The organism is Pseudomonas sp. MWU318 (assembly GCF_016756945.1).
Classification (GTDB): domain Bacteria; phylum Pseudomonadota; class Gammaproteobacteria; order Pseudomonadales; family Pseudomonadaceae; genus Aquipseudomonas; species Aquipseudomonas putida_A.
Map to the genome: position 1 here is coordinate 293,652 of NZ_JAESJL010000006.1, position 19,755 is coordinate 313,406.

Here is a 19,755-nt window from a genome sequence, read left to right on the forward strand (position 1 = left end):
CCTACAGGGGACAATCTTCAGCGGCCGAGGTAGACCTCGATCACCCGCTCGTTTTCCTGCACCTGCTCCAGCGACCCTTCGGCCAGCACGCTGCCCTGATGCAGCACCGTCACGTGGTCGGCAATCGAGCCGACGAAGCCCATGTCGTGCTCCACCACCATCAGCGAATGCTTGCCGGCCAGCGATTTGAACAGCTCGGCGGTGAATTCGGTTTCGGCATCGGTCATGCCCGCCACCGGTTCGTCGAGCAGCAACAGTTGCGGGTCTTGCATCAGCAACATGCCGATCTCCAGAAACTGCTTCTGGCCGTGTGACAGCAAGCCCGCCGGGCGATTGACCGAGGTGTTCAGGCGGATGGTCTCCAGCACTTCGCTGATGCGATCGCGCTGCTCGCCGCTCAGGCGTGCGCGCAAACTGGCCCACACCGACTTGTCGGTCTTCTGCGCCAGCTCCAGATTCTCGAACACGCTGAGCGCTTCGAACACTGTGGGTTTCTGGAACTTGCGGCCGATCCCGGCCTGGGCGATCTGCACTTCGCTCATCTGCGTCAGATCGAGGGTTTCGCCGAACCACGCCTTGCCGTGGCTGGGGCGGGTCTTGCCGGTGATGACGTCCATCAGCGTGGTCTTGCCTGCCCCATTGGGGCCGATGATGCAGCGCAGTTCGCCGACACCGATGTACAGGTTCAGATTGTTCAGCGCACGGAAGCCGTCGAAGCTGACGCTGATGTCTTCCAGGGTCAGGATCGTGCCGTGGCGGGTGTCGAGGCCCGGGCCGACGCGCTGGCCGAGGCCGATCGAGTCACGGCTGGTGCCTTCGTCCTTGTTCGGTTCCACGGGGAAAAACGCCGGTTCGAGCATGAATTCAGCACTCGCAGTGACTCTCATTGTTCACCTCGTTTCTTCAGCAGGCCGATCACGCCTTTGGGCAGATACAACGTCACGACGATGAACAGCGCGCCGAGGAAGAACAGCCAGTATTCGGGGAAGGCCACGGTGAACCAGCTCTTCATGCCGTTGACCACACCGGCACCGAGCAACGGCCCGATCAGCGTGCCGCGACCGCCGAGGGCGACCCACACCGCCGCTTCGATCGAGTTGGTCGGCGACATTTCGCTGGGGTTGATGATCCCCACCTGCGGCACGTACAACGCCCCGGCCAGACCGCACAGCACCGCGCTCAAGACCCAGACAAACAGCTTGAAACCGCGCGGGTCGTAACCGCAGAACATCAGGCGGTTTTCCGCATCGCGCAGCGCCGTCAGCACCCGGCCGAACTTGCTCTGCGCCAGACGCCAGCCGATGAACAGACTTGCCACCAGCAACAACACGGTGGCCAGAAACAGCACTGCGCGAGTGCCCGGTTCAGTGATACCGAAACCGAGAATCGTGCGGAAATTGGTGAAGCCGTTGTTACCGCCGAAGCCGGTCTCGTTGCGGAAAAACAGAAGCATCCCGGCGAACGTCAGGGCCTGGGTCATGATCGAGAAATACACACCCTTGATCCGCGAGCGGAAGGCAAAGAAGCCGAACACCAGCGCCAGCAGACCCGGTGCCAGCACCACCAGACACATCGACCAGATAAAGCTGCTGGTGCCGCTCCAGTACCACGGCAGGTCGGTCCACGACAGAAAGGTCATGAACGCCGGCAAGCCATCACCGGCGGCCTGGCGCATCAGGTACATGCCCATCGCATAGCCGCCGAGGGCGAAGAACAGTCCGTGGCCCAACGACAGCAGCCCGGCGTAGCCCCAGACCAGATCCAGCGCCAGAGCGACGATCGCGTAGCAGAGGATTTTGCCGACCAGCGTCAGCGTATACGCCGACACATGCAGCGTGCTGTCCGGTGCCAATAGCGAGAGCAGCGGCAGGGCGATCAGCAGCGCGAGGATCACCGCGCCGATGGCAATGGTGAGTTTCGGCCCGGCCTTTTGCGTGGCCGTGACAAGTAGAGGCTGGTTCATCAGTCGATCACCCGTCCTTTCAGTGCGAAGAGGCCTTGCGGACGTTTCTGGATGAACAGAATGATCAGCGCGAGGATCAGGATCTTGCCCAGTACCGCACCGATCTGCGGTTCGAGAATCTTGTTGGCGATGCCGAGGCCGAAGGCGGCGAGCACGCTGCCGGCGAGTTGGCCGACGCCACCGAGCACCACCACCAGGAACGAGTCGATGATGTAGCTCTGGCCCAGATCCGGCCCGACGTTGCCGATCTGGCTCAGCGCCACGCCACCGAGGCCGGCGATGCCCGAGCCGAGGCCGAAGGCGAGCATGTCGACGCGGCCGGTGGGCACGCCGCAGCAGGCAGCCATGTTGCGGTTCTGGGTGACCGCTCGCACGTTGAGGCCGAGGCGGGTCTTGTTCAGCAGCAGCCAGGTCAGCACCACCACGAACAAAGCGAAAGCGATGATCACGATGCGGTTGTACGGCAGCACCAGATTCGGCAGCACCTGAATCCCGCCGGACAGCCACGCCGGGTTCGCTACTTCAACGTTCTGCGCGCCGAACAGCAGGCGCACCAACTGGATCAGCATCAGGCTGATGCCCCAGGTGGCGAGCAGGGTTTCCAGCGGGCGGCCGTAGAGATGACGAATCACCGTGCGTTCCAGCGCCATGCCGATCGCCGCTGTGACAAAGAACGCCACCGGCAGCGCGATCAGCGGGTAGAACTCGATGGCATGCGGTGCGTAACGCTGGAACATCAGCTGCACCACGTAAGTCGAGTAAGCGCCGAGCATCAGCATCTCGCCATGGGCCATGTTGATCACCCCGAGCAGGCCGAAGGTGATCGCCAGACCGAGGGCCGCGAGTAGCAGAATCGAGCCGAGTGACATGCCGCTGAAGGCTTGACCGAGTACTTCGCCGATCAGCAGTTTGCGCTTGACCTGCGCCAGACTGGTTTCGGCGGCGGTGCGCACCCCGGCATCGCTTTCGACGCCGGGTTCGAGCAGGCCTTCGAGGCGGGTACGGGCCAGCGGATCGCCGGTTTCACCCAGCAGGCGCACGGCAGCCAGACGCACCGCCGGATCGCTGTCCACCAGTTGCAGATTGGCCAGCGCCAGGCTCAGGGCGGCATGGACGTTCTCGTCTTTTTCGCCAGCCAGTTGCTGGTCGAGGAATTTCAGCTGCGCGGGTTTCGCGCTTTTCTGCAATTGCTGCGCGGCAGTCAGACGGGTTTTGGCGTCGGCGGCGAGCAATTGGTGGCTGGCCAACGCGGTGTCGATCAGACCCCGCAGGCGGTTGTTCAGACGCAGGGTTTTTGGCTGGCCGTCGATGATCAATTCGCCTTGTTGCAGGGCGTTGATCAGCTCGACACGCGCCGGCTCGGGCTGCGCGGCCCAGGCTTCCAGCAGTTTGGCTTGTTGCACCGGGTTTGCGGCGACGAAATCTTCGGCGTCGCCGGCAAAGGCAGTCATCGGCAACAGCAGTGCCAGGGCCAGAAATAAGCGGTATATGGCAGTGGGCATTAGTGGTGTCCTGTTCAACCGCCCCCTCACCCTAACCCTCTCCCGGAGGGAGAGGGGACTGACCGAGGTGTCAGGACGATGTGTTGCGACCTGCGAATTCGAGCCGAGCTCACACTTTGAAAAGCACGAAGATCGGCTCCCTTTCCCCCTCTACCTCTAGGGGAAGAGGGCTGGGGTGAGGGGGTAGATCTCAAGCCCGCCTCAAAGATTGAATCCGCCTCAGTTGCTCTTCACCGCATAATCCGGCTTCTTGTCGTTGCCATCGATAAACGGGCTCCACGGCTGGGCGCGGATCGGGCCTTCGGTCTGCCACACGACGTTGAACTGACCGTCGTTCTGGATCTCGCCGATCATCACCGGTTTGTGCAGATGGTGGTTGGTCTTGTCCATGGTCAGGGTGTAACCGGACGGCGCGGCGAAGGTCTGGCCAGCCAGTGCTTCGCGAACCTTGTCGACGTCGGTGGACTTGGCTTTCTCCGCCGCTTGCGCCCACATGTGGATGCCGACGTAAGTGGCTTCCATCGGGTCGTTGGTCACCGCTTTGTCGGCGCCCGGCAGGTTGTGTTTCTTCGCGTAGGCCTTCCAGTCAGCGACGAACTTCTTGTTCACCGGGTTCTCCACGGACTCGAAGTAGTTCCACGCCGCAAGGTTGCCCACCAGCGGTTTGGTGTCGATGCCGCGCAGCTCTTCTTCACCCACCGAGAACGCCACCACCGGTACGTCGGTAGCTTTCAGGCCCTGGTTGGCCAGCTCTTTGTAGAACGGCACGTTGGAGTCGCCGTTGACCGTGGAGATCACAGCAGTCTTGCCGCCAGCGGAGAATTTCTTGATGTTGGCGACGATGGTTTGATAGTCGCTATGACCGAACGGGGTATAGACCTCTTCGATGTCCTTGTCGGCCACGCCTTTGGAGTGCAGGAACGAGCGCAGGATCTTGTTGGTGGTGCGCGGGTAGACGTAGTCGGTGCCGAGCAGGAAGAAACGCTTGGCGCTGCCGCCTTCTTCGCTCATCAGGTATTCCACCGCCGGAATCGCCTGTTGGTTCGGTGCGGCGCCGGTGTAGAACACGTTCGGCGACATCTCTTCGCCTTCGTACTGCACCGGGTAGAACAGCAGGCCGTTGAGTTCTTCGAACACTGGCAGTACCGATTTACGTGATACCGAGGTCCAGCAACCGAACACCACGGCGACTTTGTCCTGAGTCAGCAACTGCCGGCCCTTCTCGGCGAACAGCGGCCAGTTCGACGCAGGGTCGACCACCACCGGTTCGAGCATCTTGCCGTTCACGCCGCCCTTGGCGTTGATCTCGTCGATGGTCATCAGCGCCATGTCTTTGAGCGACGTTTCGGAGATCGCCATGGTCCCGGACAACGAATGCAGAATCCCCACCTTGATGGTCTCGGCGGCCTGGACAGTCCAGGTCATGCCCATCGCGGCAATGGATGCCGTGAGTGTGAAAGCCTTGATCAAACTGCGACGCTTCATTGTGCGATCTCCATGAACGTTAAAGTTTTTTATGGTTGGCAGATGCGGACGACTGAAGGTGTGTTTTGCAAGGGCTGTGCCCGGTCGGGATCGGGCAGGAAAATGTCGGTTTAGAGCGGTTGCGCGTCGGTGGGATGCACCATGAAGGGACGCGGAGAGTGCGTTGGTGCAGGCGGCCGCGCCAGATTGGGGCGCCCACAATTCCTGTAGGAGCTGCCGCAGGCTGCGATCTTTCGACTTTGTTTTTTGAAGTCAAAAGCAAGATCAGAAGATCGCAGCCTGCGGCAGCTCCTACAGGGGGATTGTGTTGTGTCAGCGGCGGCGCATCAGGCCGATGAAGAACAGACCGCCGATGGCCGCAGTGGCGACGCCGATAGGCAGGTCTTCCGGTGCGATCAAGGTGCGCGCGGCAACATCGACCCACACCAGGAACAGGCTGCCAAGCAGTACGCAGGCCGGCAGCAGTCGCCGGTGTTCAGCACCGACCAGACGCCGGGCAATGTGCGGCACCATCAGCCCGACAAAACCGATCGAGCCACTGATCGACACCAGCACTCCGGTCATCAAGGACGCGATTACAAACACCCGCAGGCGCACCGCGCGGGCATTCAGGCCGAGGGTGACGGCGGTCTGTTCACCGGCCATCAAGGCGTTCAACGGTCGGGCCATGCCCAGCAGCAAACCGAGGCCGAGCAACACACTCAGCGCCGGCACCGTCAGCAGCTCCCAGCGCGCCAGCCCGAGGCCGCCGAGCATCCAGAACATCACCGCCGAGCTGGCCCGATGGTCGCCCATGAACAGCAGCAGATTGGCGATTGCCATCATCACGAACGACACCGCCACGCCGCACAGCAGCAACCGGTCGCTGTCGAGCCGACCCTGACGGTTGGCAATGCCCAGCACCAGAAACATGCTCAGCAAGGCGCCGATGAATGCGGCAATCGGCAAGGTCAGCAGGCCGACGATTTCACCGATGTGCAGCACCACGATCACGGCGCCGAGTGTCGCGCCGGAGGTGACGCCAAGTAGGTGCGGATCGGCCAGTGGATTACGCGTCACCGCTTGCAGCACCGCGCCAATCAACGCCAACCCGGCACCGACCAACGCCCCGAGCAACATGCGCGGCACACGGATCAGCCAGACAATGTGCTCCTGCCCGGCGCTCCAGCTCACCTCGCCGAAACCCGAGGCCTTGTGCAGGAGAATCCGCCAAACCACCTCCACCGGCACTCGCGCCGGGCCAAAGCCGAGCGACACCACGCACGACACCAGCAACAGGGTGCCGAGGGCGGTGAGTAACAGGGCGTAGCGACGGTCGATCATTCGCCGTGGAACCCTTTGGCCAGGGTTTCCACCGCCAGCACGTTATCGATCCCCGGCGTGGCCTGCACGTAAGGGATGACGATGAAGCGCTGGTTCTTGATCGCATCGACCGATAGCAGCGCCGGGTTCTTCAGCAGAAATTCGATCTTCTGTTCAGCGGTGATTTCGCTGTAGTCGACGATCACGATCACCTGCGGATTGCGCTCGACCACGGTCTCCCAGTTGACCCGGGTCCAGCTCGCTTCGACGTCATCGAGAATGTTGCGCCCGCCGGCCGCGTCAATCAGCGCCTGCGGCATGCCGAGACGCCCGGAGGTCATGGCGCGGTCTTCACCGCTGTCGTAGAGAAACACGCGCGGCTTGTCGGCGGGCAGGTCTTTGCGGATCTCGGCAACCTGATTCTGCATGTCGGCGATCAGTGCGTTGGCGCGATCCTGCACGTCGAAAATTTTCCCGAGGTTGCGCAGGTCGTTATAGGTGTCGTCCAGCGTCGCCGCCGGGCGCTTCATCACGAAGGCGCAGGACTCGGTCAGCTCATACACGTTGATGCCCAGCGGTTGCAGGGTCTGCGGGGTGAGGTCGCCGCCAACGCGCATGCCGTAATCCCAGCCGGCGAAAAGGAAATCGACGTTGGCGTTGAGCAGGGTTTCCACCGACGGATATTTCGCAGCCAGTTCCGGCAAACCGTCGAGCAGCGACTGCATCTCGGGCGTCACCGACTTCCAGCCGCTGACGCCGCTATAACCGGCCATGCGCGATTTGAGGCCGAGGGCGAGCATCATCTGAGTCATGTTGATGTCGTGGCTGACCGCGTGCTTCGGCGCCTCGTTGAAGGTCACTTCGCGGTTGCAGCTATGGATGGTCAGCGGGTATTTCGTGGCTTCGGCCAAGGCTTGAGCACTGCACAACATAAGAGCGACGCAAAGCAGGGAACGCACAGTCATGGTCGGGTTATCCAGGTGATTCGCGGGTAGCCGTGGAGGGGATGGGAGTCGATCAACGCCTCGACGCCGAACACGTCGCGCAGCAGCTCGGTGGTCAGTACCTGTTGCGGCGTGCCGCTGGCGACGATCCGACCGTGATTGATCACGTACAGCCGGTCGCAGAACGCGGCGGCCAGATTCAGGTCATGGATGCTGGCGAGCGTGCCGATCTGCAGACGTTTGACCAGTTGCAGCAGTTCGAGCTGATAACGCGGGTCGAGGTGGTTGGTCGGCTCGTCGAGGATCAACAGTTGCGGTTGCTGAGTCAGGGCGCGGGCGAGGATTACCCGCTGTTTTTCGCCGCCGGACAGGGTGGCGAAAGCGTGGTCTTCGAAGCCGTCGAGGCCGACGGATCTGAGCGCTTGCGTCGCCAGATTGCGATCTTCCAGCGTGTCACCATCGAACAGGCCTTTGTGCGGCGTGCGGCCCATGGCGACCACTTCTTCGACGGTCAGGCCAAAGGCATCGGGGAATTCCTGCAGGACCACGGCGATGCGTTTCGCGCACCAGCGCGAGGATTGCTTCCATACGTTGTGATGATCGAGTCTGACCTCGCCGCTTTCCGGCTGACTGAAGCGATAGGCGCACCGCAGCAGGCTGGTCTTGCCGCTGCCGTTGGGCCCGATCAGCCCGACAAACTCACCGGCGGCCACCTGCAACGAGGCATCACGCAGCTGGAACTGGTGATGGCAGTGGCCGTGGCCCAGAGGTGTCCAGGCGAGGTTGGCGAGGTTTAGCGAGGTCATCAAATGCTCATGATGCTTGCCCCTGTAGGAGCTGCCGAAGGCTGCGATCTTTTGCTGTTGCTTTTAAAGATCAGGATCAAAAGATCGCAGCCTGCGGCAGCTCCTACAGGGGTTGGGTTAGAAGGTGTAATCCGCCGTGACGAAGAACGATCTCGGCTCGCCGAGAATCCACTGCTGGCCGGCATTGTATTGGCTTTGTGCGTACTGGCGGTCAAACAGATTGTTCACCTGCAGGCCGAGCGTGGTGTTGCGCAGGGCTTGCCACGACAGCGTCGCATCGACCACGGTGTAACTGGGCAGCTCGTTGCGGTTGGCCATGTCGGCGTAACGCGCATCGACATAACGCACGCCGGCACCGGCCTTCAGATCATCACTGAGGTTTTTGTTCAGCCACAGATTCGCGGTTCGACGCGGTACATCCACCGGGCGATTGCCGTTGTACGACAGCGTCTGCCCGTTGACCACTTCGGAGAAATCATCGTACTTGGCCTTCACGATCGCCGCGTTGGCCTGCAACTGCCAGGCGTACGGCAGTTGCAGATCGAGGCTGGCTTCCAGGCCATTGGACGATTGCTGGCCGACTTGCTGCTTGAGCGTCGGGTTACCCGGATCGTCGGTCAACAGCTTCTTTTTGACGATGCGATAGGCCGCCAGGGTGAACTCGCCGCGTTGATCCCAGAACAACTGCTTCAGGCCGACTTCGGTCTGGCGTGCAGTCGAAAGATCGTATTGCTGTTGACTCGGGCTCAGGGAAACCAGACCGCCGATGCCATCGGTGCTGGTCGCGACCTGGCCGTAGAACGAGGTCTGTGGCGTCAGGGCAAACACCAGTCCGGCCTTCCAGTTGTTGCCGGTCAGGGTCTTGTCGCTCTGGCTGTCGTCGACCAGGTTGTTGCGATCCATATGCACATAGTCGCGGCGCACGCCGGTCACCAGCGACCAGCGCTCGCTCAATTGCGTGCGGTTTTCCGCAAACACTGACATCTGTTTGGTGGTGCTGTCGAACTGGTCGCGGTACGGGTTGGCGCTTTCGAAATAGCCCGGCTGTGGGTGATACAGATCCAAGGGCTGACCGTTGGGCAGCACGTCGTTGAACGGCGAGTTGCTGTTGAGCTGGAAGCGGATGCGGTTGTAATCGACGCCGGTCACAGTCTGGCTGTCGAGGCCGAACAGTGAGTGCTTGAAGGTGAAGGTCTGGCGGTCGCCGACCTGCTCCTGCCGATGGCCGATGCCGAAGTAGCCGCTGCGGCTGAGCTGTTGCGTGGCGGTGTCGAAGTTGTAGTTTTCGGCGTTCTGCCAGCGGCGCTGGGCCTTGAGGTAGTACAGCTCGTTGCTGGCACTGACGGCGTCGTTGATCTGCCAATCGGTGGTCAGGCGCGTCCACTGATCGTTGTAGTGCTGCTGATCGTCACGCACGTTGTAGTTCTTGTTGCGCAGGCTGTCGCGCAATCGGCCGTTGATCAGGGGCGTGCCGAAGTAGTTCTGCGGGCGCTGATCGCCGTAGTCGTGGGCGAGGGTGAACGCTAGATCATCAGTGGCCTGCCAGCGCAGCGCGGCGCTGATGAAGTCGCTTGATGAATCTCCGCGATCGACCCAGCCGTTGCTGCGCAGGCGATTGAGATTGAGGCGATAGCTCAGGGTGTCGGTCAGCGAACCGCCGCTGTCGAACGCCTGCTGCTGGCTGTCGTAGGAACCGTAGCCGAGGCGCAAGTGGTTTTCGATTTCGCCCTCGAACGGCTTCTTCGGAATCACGTTGACCACCGCACCGGTCGCACCTTCGCCGTACAGCACCGAGGCCGGGCCGCGCAGTACGTCGACGCGCTGCACCGACCAGGTGTCGACCGGAAAGGTCACGGTGCCCATGCCGGTGTACATCCGATTGCCGTCATACAACTGCATCACCGAACTCTGCCCGGTAAAACCGCGTGCCTGTAACGAGGTGCCGCCATCGCCTGGGGTGCCGGTGCGGCTGATGCCGGTGCTGCGCGACACGGCGTCCTGCACGCTGCGGTCACCACGGGCGCGCACCTGTTCGCCGCTGAGGCTTTCGACGCTGGCCGGGGTTTCCAGGGCCGTCAGGTTCAGGCGCGAGCCGGCGGTGGTCGGCGTGGTCAGGCTGACACTTTCTTCGTCAACCGCAGGCGCGGAGATGGTGCCGGTGGGCAGCGTCAGCGGCTGGCCATCGGCGTTGGCGTTGTTCATGGCAAGCAGGCAGAGGCTGGACAAGAGGTACTTGTTCATCGGGACGGTGAATCACTTCTTCAAAAGAAAGCCCGCAACTTTTGGTTGCGGGCAGAGCGGCCTATTTGCGTTATACAGTAACACTAAAAAATGCCGGAGTTTAAGCCCCGGCAGTTTAAAGATCTGTCTGAAACGCGCATCTCGCCTGCTTCACGTTGAAGTTGAGGCAGATTCAGCTTGGCGGCCCAGACGCGAGAACAGCAGCCGATCCAGCAACCAGACCAGCACCAGCGAAGCCCCCACCAGCGGAAAAATCAGCGCCAGCACCAGCATGATCGCCACGCCGGTTTTCCATTTCGGCAGGTCATGGCGCAGCGGCGGTACGCCGAACTTGCCCTGCGGACGGCGCTTCCACCAGATCACCACACCGCTGACGGCGCTGAGCAGAATCATCAGGCAGATCAGCAGCACGATGATCTGGTTGAAGGTGCCAAACATCTTGCCTTCATGCAGCATCACGCCGATTTCCGTGGCCCGTGCCACTGCGCCGTACTGTTCGAAACGCACATCGGCGAGGACCTTGCCGGTGTACTGATCGACATGCAGGGTCGCGTCATTACGCGGGTCGTCGGCGAACACGGCGATGGTGAACACACCGGTTGCGGTGGTCGGCAGGGTGATGCTGTAGCCCGGTTCGACCTTGCGTTCAATGGCGATGTTCTGCACGTCTTGCAGGCTGATCGCGGGTGCGGCGGGGCCGTGTTGCATACCGCCGTGGGCCATGTGTTCAGCGTGGTCGCCGGACATCGGCATCGGTGTGTTTTCCATTGCCCATGGCACGGTCTGGCGCGCGGCGTTGTTGAGGCTGCCGGCCTCGACGTCGGAGGTCGGTACGTTATTCCACATCGCGGCCGGGAACACGTTCCACACCTGGGCGTACTGCTTGCCCCAGAAGCCGGTCCAGGTCATGCCGCTGAGCAGCATCACCAGCAGCAATGCCGCGCCCCAGAACCCGGTGACCGCGTGCAGATCACGCCACAACACCCGACCGCGACTGTTCAGCCGTGGCCACAGAATCCCGGCGGCCTGTCCGCGTGGCCACCACAGAAACACCCCCGACACCACCAGCACCACGCCCCAGCCAGCGGCAAGTTCGATCAGGCGGTCACCGAGCGTGCCGATCATCAATTCGCCGTGAATGGCGCGCGCAACGGCTTGCAGATTTTTTTTCGCATCCTGCTCGCCAAGGATGTCGCCGTGGTACGGGTCGATGAACACATTGAGTTCATGACCCTCATTCTTCACGACAAACTGAGCGCTGCGTTCGGCGTTGGCCGGCGGCAGGTACTGGGTGATCTGGCCTTGTGGATAAGCGCTTTTCACCCGTTGCAGCAGATCATCGGCCGGCACCGTGTGATGCCCGGCGGGGACGTTGAGCAGGCTGCTGTACATCAGTGAATCGAGTTGCGGTTTGAACAGGTAGATGATGCCGGTCAGGGCCAGCATCACCATGAATGGCGCGACGAATAATCCGGCATAGAAATGCCAGCGCCAGGCCAGGTTGTAGAAATTCGGTTTGGGCTTTTGCATCACGTTTGCTCCGCTTGGCGAATCATTTTTTTAGATCAAAAGATCGCAGCCTTCGGCAGCTCCTACAGGATCTACGCGCTCCGAGGTAGGAGCTGGCGCAGCCTGCGATCTCTTGATTTTTCTTGTCAGAAACTCATATCGACCTTGGTCCAGAGCGTGCGCCCCGGTTCATTGATCGCTTGCGGGTCGTTGGCCGGGTAGCCGAAACCGGCGTTGCCCGCCAGGTTCAAGTGCTCGGCGTAAGCCTTGCCGAACAGGTTGTCGACGCCGGTACTGACCTTCCAGTTTTTGTTGATCCGGTAGGCGCCGTTGAGCGAGAACACGCCAAAGCCGCCGCTCTTGTCGTAGTCCTTGCCGACCACGTTGCCCTTGTTCTGGTCGATGCGGTTTTGCGCCGCGACCACGCGCCACAGCGCCCCGGCACTCCAGTTGTCTTCGCTGTAGGTCAGGCCGAAACGCGCATCCAGCGGCGGCATTTGCGGCAGGGCTTTGCCGTCGCTGCTGTTCTTGCCCCAGGCGTAAGCCAGGGTCGCATCGGCTTTCCAATTCTCGGTGAGTTTGTAGGCGGCACCGAGCTCGCCCCCCATGATCCGCGCGTCGATGTTTTCCGCGCGCGAAGTGCTCATGCCCATCATTGTCGGTGTGTAGTCGAACAGGATGTAGTCGCGCACCACACCGATGTAGCCTGAGGCCCAGGCTTCGAGTTCGGCAGTCTTGTAGTTCACGCCGAAGTCGAACTGGGTGGTCTTCTCCGGTTTGATCGAGTCGAACGCATTCAGCGAACCGGCCGGGCCGGACTTCGGTGAAAACAGCTCCCAGTAATCCGGGAAGCGCTGCGCGTGACCGAGGCCGGCGTACAGCGTGGCCGGGCTGTCAGCGAGGTCATGCTCGTAACGCACGAAGCCGCTTGGCAGGGTGTCGGCGCGGGTCTCGTCGGCGGTCGGATTTGGCCGGCTCATCATTCCCGAACCAATGCGCTGCCGGTAATCCTTGGCCGAAGCACGGTCGACCCGGGCGCCGGTAATCAGCCGATCACGGTCGGCGGCGTACCAGGTCATTTCGCTGAACACGCCGTAGTTATGGAAATCGGCGTCCTTGGTGTAGGGCTGATCCTTGTAGGTGTCGATGCCCATGCCACTGCGCTGGCGGTGTTCGTTGGTCTGCGCATCGAGGCCGGTGATCAGCTGGATGTCGGCCCAGCGCCAGGTTGCCTTGATACGCGCGCCGAGGGTGCGCCGGTCGACGTTGGACGCCATGGGCCCGGCCATCATCCCGGTGCCGGACGGTGTGCGCAGGGTGTAGTTGTCCATCACGTGGTCGGCGTAGTTGTAGTAGACCTGTGCTTCGAGTTTTTCCAGCACATCGGTGATGTTGGATTTTTCGAAGCGCAGGCCGAGGCTTTCGCGCAGGAACTGCGAACCGTCCATGCCGCGCCCGGCGTAACGTGCTTCGCCGTCGCCCTTGCCGGCGGTGAGTTCGAACAGAGTGTCGGCGTCCGGGGTCCAGCCGACGGCGATGTCACCGTTCCACTTGTCGTAGCGCGACGGCACGCTGTCGTTATTGCCATCGCGATAGTCGTCGGAATGCGCGGTGTTGCCGATCACTCGCACGTAGCCCAATGGCCCGCCGGCAGCGGCGTCGACGACCTTGTCGAAGCGTCCGTTGGAGCCGGCCAGTACGCTGGCATTCACCCGCGTGCCGAGTTCGCCGAAGCTTTCCGGTTCACGGTCGAACAGCACCGTGCCGGCCGAGGCACCCGGCCCCCAGAGCACGGTTTGCGGGCCTTTGATCACCGTGAGTTTGTCGTAGGTTTCTGGCGAGATGTATGAGGTCGGCGCGTCCATTCGCCCAGGGCAGGCGCCGAGCAGCATGCTGCCGTTGGTGAGAATGTTCAGCCGCGAACCGAACATCCCGCGCAGCACCGGATCGCCGTTGGTGCCGCCGTTGCGTACCAGGGCGAAGCCGGGAATGGTCTTCAGGTAATCGCCGCCGTCACTGGCCGGCACCGGTTGGCGCGGGTCCTTGGGGTTGGTGACGATGGTCAACGGCGAGCTGGGGGCGATCGCGGTAATCACCGTCGGACTGAGTTCATCAACGTGACCGGCGTGGTCATCGGCCAGCAACAGCGGCGATAACAGAACGCCGCAAAGGACGGCGGTAGCGTGCGAGAAACGAATGCGCGATTCGCTCAGTGCGAAGGAAGCCCGGGCAGAACCCGAGCGTGGAACAGCAGAAAACCTGGACATGACAATTTCCATCAAACAGTCGTAAACGACACGGCCGGCAGCCTGAAGCTGTCTTCTCAACCGTGTGCAATCAAAGGTGCGGTGTTTACGCCGTGATGGGCGGGGCGCGAGTGCGGGCGCCGGGGAAGAAGGTCTGCCGGGCATGGCCCAGACATGGGGAGGATGGGGTGAAGGTGTTGACGTGGGCAATGCTGAACGCGGCGAAAGTGCCGCCACCGGTCAGCGCCGGGCAATTGAACAGCAGGCTGCAATAACCGCACTTTTCCCATAGGGCGTGGTGCGAGGACTGTGGCGGGCAGTGTTCGGCAGCCGGTTGTGCGCCGTGCGCGGCGTGATCCATGCCCGGCATGTCCATCGCCAAGTCCATGCTCATCGGCATGGAAGTCGAGGCGTGCTGATCCATCGGCATCGACTGAGAAATCAGCGGGCCGATGAAGATCATCAACATGGCGAACAGGGCGATCCAGCTACCGCGGGTCAGAGTCTGGCTCTGGCGATGCAGGCGGAACGCTCCGGCGCGTTGCGGGCGCACGGGCGTGGTCAGCCGGATCGGTTACTGGGCGTGATCGTGTGCCTGGGTATCTTGCGGAGGTTTCTTCTGCACCGCGACTTCGACGGTGACGTTACCGGCCTTCTCGAAATGCAGGGTCAGCGGGAAGCGTTTGCCGTCGCTGAGCAGGCTGCGGTCTTTCGGGTTGAGCAGCATCACGTGATAGGCCATCGGCGCGAACGTGACCGTGCCGCCGGCAGGAATCACCACGTTGGGCACCTGCTGCATTTTCATCAGGTCGCCCTGCATCACGTGCTCATGCAGTTGGGCTTCGGCGGTGATCGGCGAGTCGACGCTGAGCAGGCGGTCGTCGGTCTTGCCGGGATTGCTGATCACGAAGTAAGCGGCGACGGTCGGCGCGTTGGGCGGCAGTTCCTGCGACCACGGGTGAGCGATTTCCAGCTCGCCGGCCTTGTATTCGTGAGCATGGGCGAAGCACGCCGGCAGCAACAGCGCGGCGATGACGAAGAGTTTGTTCAACATGGCAGTTCTCCAGAACGATTTGATACGCAGGTCAATTGCGAGAACAAATCAAACCAGAGGCGAGGCGCGGGGATTGAGACTCGGCCATTGCTGGCGCGGTGTCAGTGTTTGCAACGAGGGCGGCGCCACGCTGCGATTGCTTTCGTAACGGGCGAAATACAGCTGCGGCGTATGGCCCGGCAACGCCACCAGCGGCGCTGAACCCGAGCAGCACCAGCAATGCTGCATGTTGGAATGGCTGTCGTTGGACGGGGCTTTCTGCTCCGGGGTGCCGATGTTGATCGCCACCATCTTCGTCCCGCTGCCGGTGCAGAAACTGCTCCACAGCAATTGTTCGGCCGGTGAATTGGCCGCCTGCGCCATCGCCCCGGTCATCGGCATGGCGAGCATGTTGAACAGCACTGCAAAGCAGGCGATCCAGGCAAATGCGAGCCGGTGTCGGTTCATGGGACAGATCCGTTGGGTGGGCGATCAGGCGCGGGCTATTTAGCCTGATCAGGGCCGATAAGTAAAAAGGCGTCGTGCGGTTTGGTGTCGCAGATCAATTGAAACAGAGTGTAGCGGTGGAAATTCGCTACGCCATTCTCATCCGCCGATCCTGTAGGAGCTGACGAGTGAAACGAGGCTGCGATCTTTTGATCTGCTTTTTAACGTTCAGGATACGAGCTGTCAGGTCGCACGCCTTCGCGAGGTCTGCACTTGGTTAAGGCCGGGTGAAGGAGGCAAGGGCAGCGAGGACTTCAGACGTCGTCAGAAACTCCCGATCAACTTTCGGCAATACCGGACGTTTCAACACCATCACCGGCACTCGCAACTCGCGCGCCACTTCCAGTTTCGGCTCGGTCGCGGTGCTGCCGCTGTTCTTGCTGATCAGCACATCGATCTGCCGGCGTTCGAACAGCGCGCGTTCATCTTCAAGCAGAAATGGCCCACGGGCGCCGATCACTTCGCAGCGTTCGTTGCCAGGGTAGACGTCGAGGGCGCGCAGGGTCCAGAACTGGTTGGCAGGGATCTCGTCGAGGTGTTGCAGCGGTTCGCGGCCGAGGGTGAACAGCGGGCGGCGAAACGGTTCGAGGGCTGCAGTCAGTTCGGCCCAGTCGCTGACTTCTCGCCAGTCGTCGCCCGGCTGCGGCTGCCATGCGGGGCGGCGCAAGGCCCAGCAGGGGATGCCGGTGAGTTGCGCAGCGGTGGCGGCGTTGTGGCTGATTTGCGCGGCGTACGGATGGGTCGCATCGAGCAAAAGTGTGATGCCTTCAGCGCGAATGAATTGCGCCAGACCTTCGGCCCCGCCGTAGCCGCCGACGCGCACCTGGCAGGTCAGGTCGGTCGGCACCCGGCCCACGCCGGCCAGACTGTAAATGTGTTCTGGCCCCAGCGTGCGAGCGATGGCCAGCGCCTCAGTGACGCCGCCGAGCAACAAGATCCGCTTCATGCAAAACCTCCGGCGTGGCCGACAATCCCGCCCTGGCGATCAATCGCAAATACCTCGACCTGCACCTGCGCCGGCACCACGCTGCGGGCGAAATTCAGCGCATGACGACAGACCTCATCGCCGAGGGCGACTCCTGCCGCGCTGGCCATCGCCAGGGCCTGCTGACTGGTGTTCGCTTCACGAATGCTCAGCTGCAACGCCTGATCGGCACCGATCGCCGCCGCCCATTCAGCCAGTTGCGGCAGGTCGATACTGGAATGCCGCGAGTGCAGATCCATGTGCCCGGCCGCCAGTTTGCTGATCTTGCCGAAGCCGCCACACAGGCTGAGTCTATCCACCGGCACTTTGCGCAGATGCTTGAGCACCGCACCGACAAAGTCGCCCATTTCGATCAAGGCGATTTCCGGCAGGTCGTAGACCCGGCGCATGGTGTCTTCGCTGGCGTTGCCGGTGCACGCGGCGATGTGCAGATAGCCGTTGGTTTTCGCCACGTCGATGCCCTGATGGATCGAGGCGATGTACGCCGCGCAGGAAAACGGCCGGACGATGCCGCTGGTGCCGAGGATCGACAAGCCACCGAGAATGCCCAGCCGCGGGTTCATGGTTTTCAGCGCCAGCGCCTCGCCGCCCTCGACATTGACGGTGACCTCGAAACCGCCGGCATAACCGATCTCGGCGGCGAGCAGGCTCAGGTGATCGCTGATCATCTTGCGCGGCACCGGATTGATCGCCGGTTCACCAACGCCGAGCACCAGCCCCGGCCGGGTCACGGTGCCGACACCTGCGCCGGCAATGAAGCGAATCCCCGGCACGGCCAGCAGCCGCACCTGCGAATAGAGCAGCGCACCGTGAGTTACGTCCGGGTCGTCGCCGGCGTCCTTGATCGTCCCGGCCTCGGCACCGCCCTCGGTCAAGCGGCAAAACTCCAGGCGCATTTGCACCTGTTTGCCCTTGGGCAGGACGATCTGCACGGCATCCGCCGAAGTGCCATCGAGCAGCAGTCGCGCGGCGGCGAGGCTGGTGGCTGTGGCGCAACTGCCGGTGGTCAGACCGCTGCGCAGCGGGGCGGGTTGTTCGGCGGTTTCGTCACGCATCGAGGGGTTTGACCAGATCCAGCAGGGTAATCGGCAACGCCTGACGCCAAGTGTCGAACTCGCCCAGCGGTTGCGCCTGGGCCACGTGGATGCGGGTCAGTTCGCCGCCGTGGCGTTCGCGCCAGTTCATCAGGGTGACTTCGCTTTGCAGGGTCACGGCGTTGGCCACCAGTCGGCCACCGGGCTTGAGTTGATCCCAGCAGGTTTCAAACACGCCTTCGCGGGTCACGCCGCCGCCGATGAAGATCGCGTCCGGGCGCTCCAGTCCGGCGAGGGCTTGCGGCGCACGGCCACGCACCAAGTGCAGACCGGGCACGCCCAACGCGTCGCGGTTGTGTTCGATCAAGGCCTGTCGGCTTTCGTCCGCCTCAATGGCGATGGCGCGGCAGCTCGGATGCGCGCGCATCCATTCGATGCCGATCGAGCCGCAACCACCGCCGACGTCCCACAGCAATTCGCCGGGGATCGGCGCGAGGCGGGCGAGGGTGATGGCGCGGACATCACGTTTGGTCAGTTGCCCGTCGTGCTGGAATGCCGAGTCGGGCAGTCCGGCAAGACGCGACAGGCGCGGCGCCTGCGCATCGGCCAGGCATTCGATGGCGATTACATTCAGATCGGCAATCGTTGGGTCATTCCAGTCACGCGCAGTGCCGTCGATACGCCGCTCGGCGTCGCCGCCCAGGTGCTCCAGAACACTCATGCGGCTGCCGCCAAAACCGCGTTCACGCAGCAGCGCCGCGACCGCCGCCGGACTTTGCCGGTCATTGCTCAGCAGCAACAGGCGCACCCCGCTGAACAGATGCGCATTGAGTGCTGCCAGAGGTCGCGCGACCAGCGACAGTGTGGCCACCTCTTGCAACGGCCAGCCGAGGCGGGCAGCGGCCAGCGAACAGGAGGATGGCGCCGGCAGGGTCAGCATCTCGGCACTTGGCACGTGCCGCGCAAGGCTGGCGCCGACGCCATAGAACATCGGATCGCCGCTGGCCAGCACGCATACGGCTTGGCCACTCCGTTCCAATACGGGCGCGAGGGAAAACGGGCTCGGCCACAATTCGCGTTCGCCGCGAATACACACCGGCAGCAAGTCCAGTTGTCGCTGGCCGCCGATGATCCGCGAGGCGGCCAACAGGGCGCGCCGGGCGTTTTTGCCCAGGCCCTTGAAGCCGTCGTCACCGATTCCCACAACCGTCAGCCAGGGTGTCATGCCGTTCCTCAGATCTCGTGTGCCGTTCAAGCGGCGCATGATAGCGCGGCTTGTGTTGTCTGGCGTTGCTGTCCTGTCGCAAACGCCGACTACGGCTGACATGTTATGTGTTCGAAAATCGATTGGCGAATTGAGCAACTTTGTTAACTTGGCTGTGGGTCAGCTCTTGCGTGCGTTGCACTAAGAAATAGCTTGATCGTCTTGTGAATAAGTACTTATTGATTTAATGGAAGGGCACCTTGAATGGTGCCTGCTTACAAGGATGTAATGAATATGAATGACATAAAACATAAAGCGACTCTGGTCGGCGATATATTCCTGACCGAGAGTCAAGGGCAGTCCCATGAGGATTACCAGTTTGTCTTGAACTGTATTGGCCTGGCACGGCATTGTGCGGATATCCAGTACAACAGTGAGAGCGAGCCTGGTCGGTGGATCGATTACTTTACCGACATCCTGTGGAAGTATGGGTGGAACCGCGATCACCCGCCGATCGAACATGTTCGCAAGAAATTCAGTGGCAGCGTTCGGCAAGTATGGACGCAACTTGCATCGCCGCTGCTCAGTCGTGATCAAGTGGACGGGGTTTACCACGGACTGGAAGCGCTGGAAAGGGACGCGGAACTGTTGAGTAAAGTCAAGGGAGTCAATAGCCGGCTATTCGATTTCAACATCATGCCGATCAGCTGTAACGCCAATGGTGATATGGAGTTGTTGATTACCAATATACAGTTCATCAAGTCGAATACGAAAACCAGGTATATTTTCTGGGACATATCGCAAGACATGACTCAATTATTTGTACTGGCGAGAAAGGCGGTGATCAGCCGAAAGGTCATGGATGCACGCCGGCTCGAAGTGCAAAAGGCCCTGGCGGGAGTCAAGTTCGATTTCGCCGATATCGAACTTTGAACTGTATGGGATAAAGCGCTTTTCAAGGTCAGGAGCAGTTTCCGACCGGCAGGCATTTTCA

17 protein-coding genes are annotated in these 19,755 nt (G+C 61.8%); 1 reads left to right on the top strand and 16 read right to left on the bottom strand.

The annotated features are described in order from the left end of the window. Positions 1 to 17: 17 nt before the first annotated feature. The 16 genes from urtD to cbiE form a co-directional block, all read right to left on the bottom strand. Positions 18 to 887 (bottom strand): urea ABC transporter ATP-binding protein UrtD, encoded by an 870-nt coding sequence (gene urtD / locus JN524_RS16580; protein ID WP_442964276.1) that lies wholly within the window; start codon positions 885 to 887, stop codon positions 18 to 20. Next, positions 884 to 1,963: an urea ABC transporter permease subunit UrtC gene (gene urtC / locus JN524_RS16585; RefSeq protein WP_202370017.1), complete on the bottom strand. Its 1,080-nt coding sequence runs from the start codon at positions 1,961 to 1,963 to the stop codon at positions 884 to 886. The genes urtD and urtC overlap by 4 nt, the downstream gene beginning before the upstream one ends. After that, positions 1,963 to 3,465: an urea ABC transporter permease subunit UrtB gene (gene urtB, locus JN524_RS16590; RefSeq protein ID WP_202370018.1), complete on the bottom strand. Its 1,503-nt coding sequence runs from the start codon at positions 3,463 to 3,465 to the stop codon at positions 1,963 to 1,965. Before urtB ends, urtC begins: the two co-directional genes overlap by 1 nt. A 219-nt stretch (positions 3,466 to 3,684) precedes the next feature. Then, entirely contained in the window at positions 3,685 to 4,950 is a 1,266-nt protein-coding gene (gene urtA, locus JN524_RS16595) for an urea ABC transporter substrate-binding protein (protein WP_027613564.1), read from the bottom strand. A gap of 312 nt (positions 4,951 to 5,262) precedes the next feature. Next, positions 5,263 to 6,273, bottom strand: a complete 1,011-nt coding sequence (locus JN524_RS16600; protein ID WP_202370019.1) for a FecCD family ABC transporter permease — start codon at positions 6,271 to 6,273, stop codon at positions 5,263 to 5,265. Then, positions 6,270 to 7,217, bottom strand: coding sequence for an ABC transporter substrate-binding protein (locus JN524_RS16605; protein WP_202370020.1), 948 nt, complete (start codon positions 7,215 to 7,217; stop codon positions 6,270 to 6,272). The genes JN524_RS16600 and JN524_RS16605 overlap by 4 nt, the downstream gene beginning before the upstream one ends. After that, positions 7,214 to 8,002, bottom strand: a complete 789-nt coding sequence (locus JN524_RS16610; protein ID WP_103368053.1) for an ABC transporter ATP-binding protein — start codon at positions 8,000 to 8,002, stop codon at positions 7,214 to 7,216. Before JN524_RS16610 ends, JN524_RS16605 begins: the two co-directional genes overlap by 4 nt. A gap of 117 nt (positions 8,003 to 8,119) precedes the next feature. After that, entirely contained in the window at positions 8,120 to 10,243 is a 2,124-nt protein-coding gene (locus JN524_RS16615) for a TonB-dependent receptor (RefSeq protein WP_202370021.1), read from the bottom strand. A 150-nt stretch (positions 10,244 to 10,393) separates the two neighbouring features. Beyond that, complete coding sequence (locus tag JN524_RS16620) at positions 10,394 to 11,773, bottom strand: PepSY-associated TM helix domain-containing protein (RefSeq protein ID WP_202370022.1); 1,380 nt, start codon at positions 11,771 to 11,773, stop codon at positions 10,394 to 10,396. Between the two features lie 125 nt (positions 11,774 to 11,898). After that, complete coding sequence (locus tag JN524_RS16625) at positions 11,899 to 14,019, bottom strand: TonB-dependent copper receptor (protein ID WP_202370023.1); 2,121 nt, start codon at positions 14,017 to 14,019, stop codon at positions 11,899 to 11,901. A gap of 85 nt (positions 14,020 to 14,104) precedes the next feature. Next, positions 14,105 to 14,551, bottom strand: a complete 447-nt coding sequence (locus tag JN524_RS16630) for a DUF2946 family protein (protein WP_202370024.1) — start codon at positions 14,549 to 14,551, stop codon at positions 14,105 to 14,107. Positions 14,552 to 14,572: 21 nt separating this feature from the next. Then, complete coding sequence (locus tag JN524_RS16635) at positions 14,573 to 15,052, bottom strand: copper chaperone PCu(A)C (RefSeq protein WP_202370025.1); 480 nt, start codon at positions 15,050 to 15,052, stop codon at positions 14,573 to 14,575. A 48-nt stretch (positions 15,053 to 15,100) separates the two neighbouring features. Next, on the bottom strand, positions 15,101 to 15,499 hold the full coding sequence (locus JN524_RS16640; RefSeq protein ID WP_202370026.1) for a DUF2946 domain-containing protein: 399 nt from the start codon (positions 15,497 to 15,499) through the stop codon (positions 15,101 to 15,103). Positions 15,500 to 15,755: 256 nt separating this feature from the next. Next, on the bottom strand, positions 15,756 to 16,484 hold the full coding sequence (locus JN524_RS16645; RefSeq protein WP_202370027.1) for a cobalt-precorrin-6A reductase: 729 nt from the start codon (positions 16,482 to 16,484) through the stop codon (positions 15,756 to 15,758). Next, positions 16,481 to 17,578 (bottom strand): cobalt-precorrin-5B (C(1))-methyltransferase, encoded by a 1,098-nt coding sequence (locus JN524_RS16650; RefSeq protein WP_202370028.1) that lies wholly within the window; start codon positions 17,576 to 17,578, stop codon positions 16,481 to 16,483. The genes JN524_RS16645 and JN524_RS16650 overlap by 4 nt, the downstream gene beginning before the upstream one ends. Next, on the bottom strand, positions 17,571 to 18,782 hold the full coding sequence (cbiE, locus tag JN524_RS16655) for a precorrin-6y C5,15-methyltransferase (decarboxylating) subunit CbiE (protein ID WP_202370029.1): 1,212 nt from the start codon (positions 18,780 to 18,782) through the stop codon (positions 17,571 to 17,573). The genes JN524_RS16650 and cbiE overlap by 8 nt, the downstream gene beginning before the upstream one ends. Positions 18,783 to 19,055: 273 nt before the next feature. Here cbiE and JN524_RS16660 point away from each other — a divergent pair, with 273 nt between their 5' ends. After that, entirely contained in the window at positions 19,056 to 19,694 is a 639-nt protein-coding gene (locus tag JN524_RS16660; protein ID WP_202370030.1) for a hypothetical protein, read from the top strand. Positions 19,695 to 19,755: the final 61 nt, after the last annotated feature.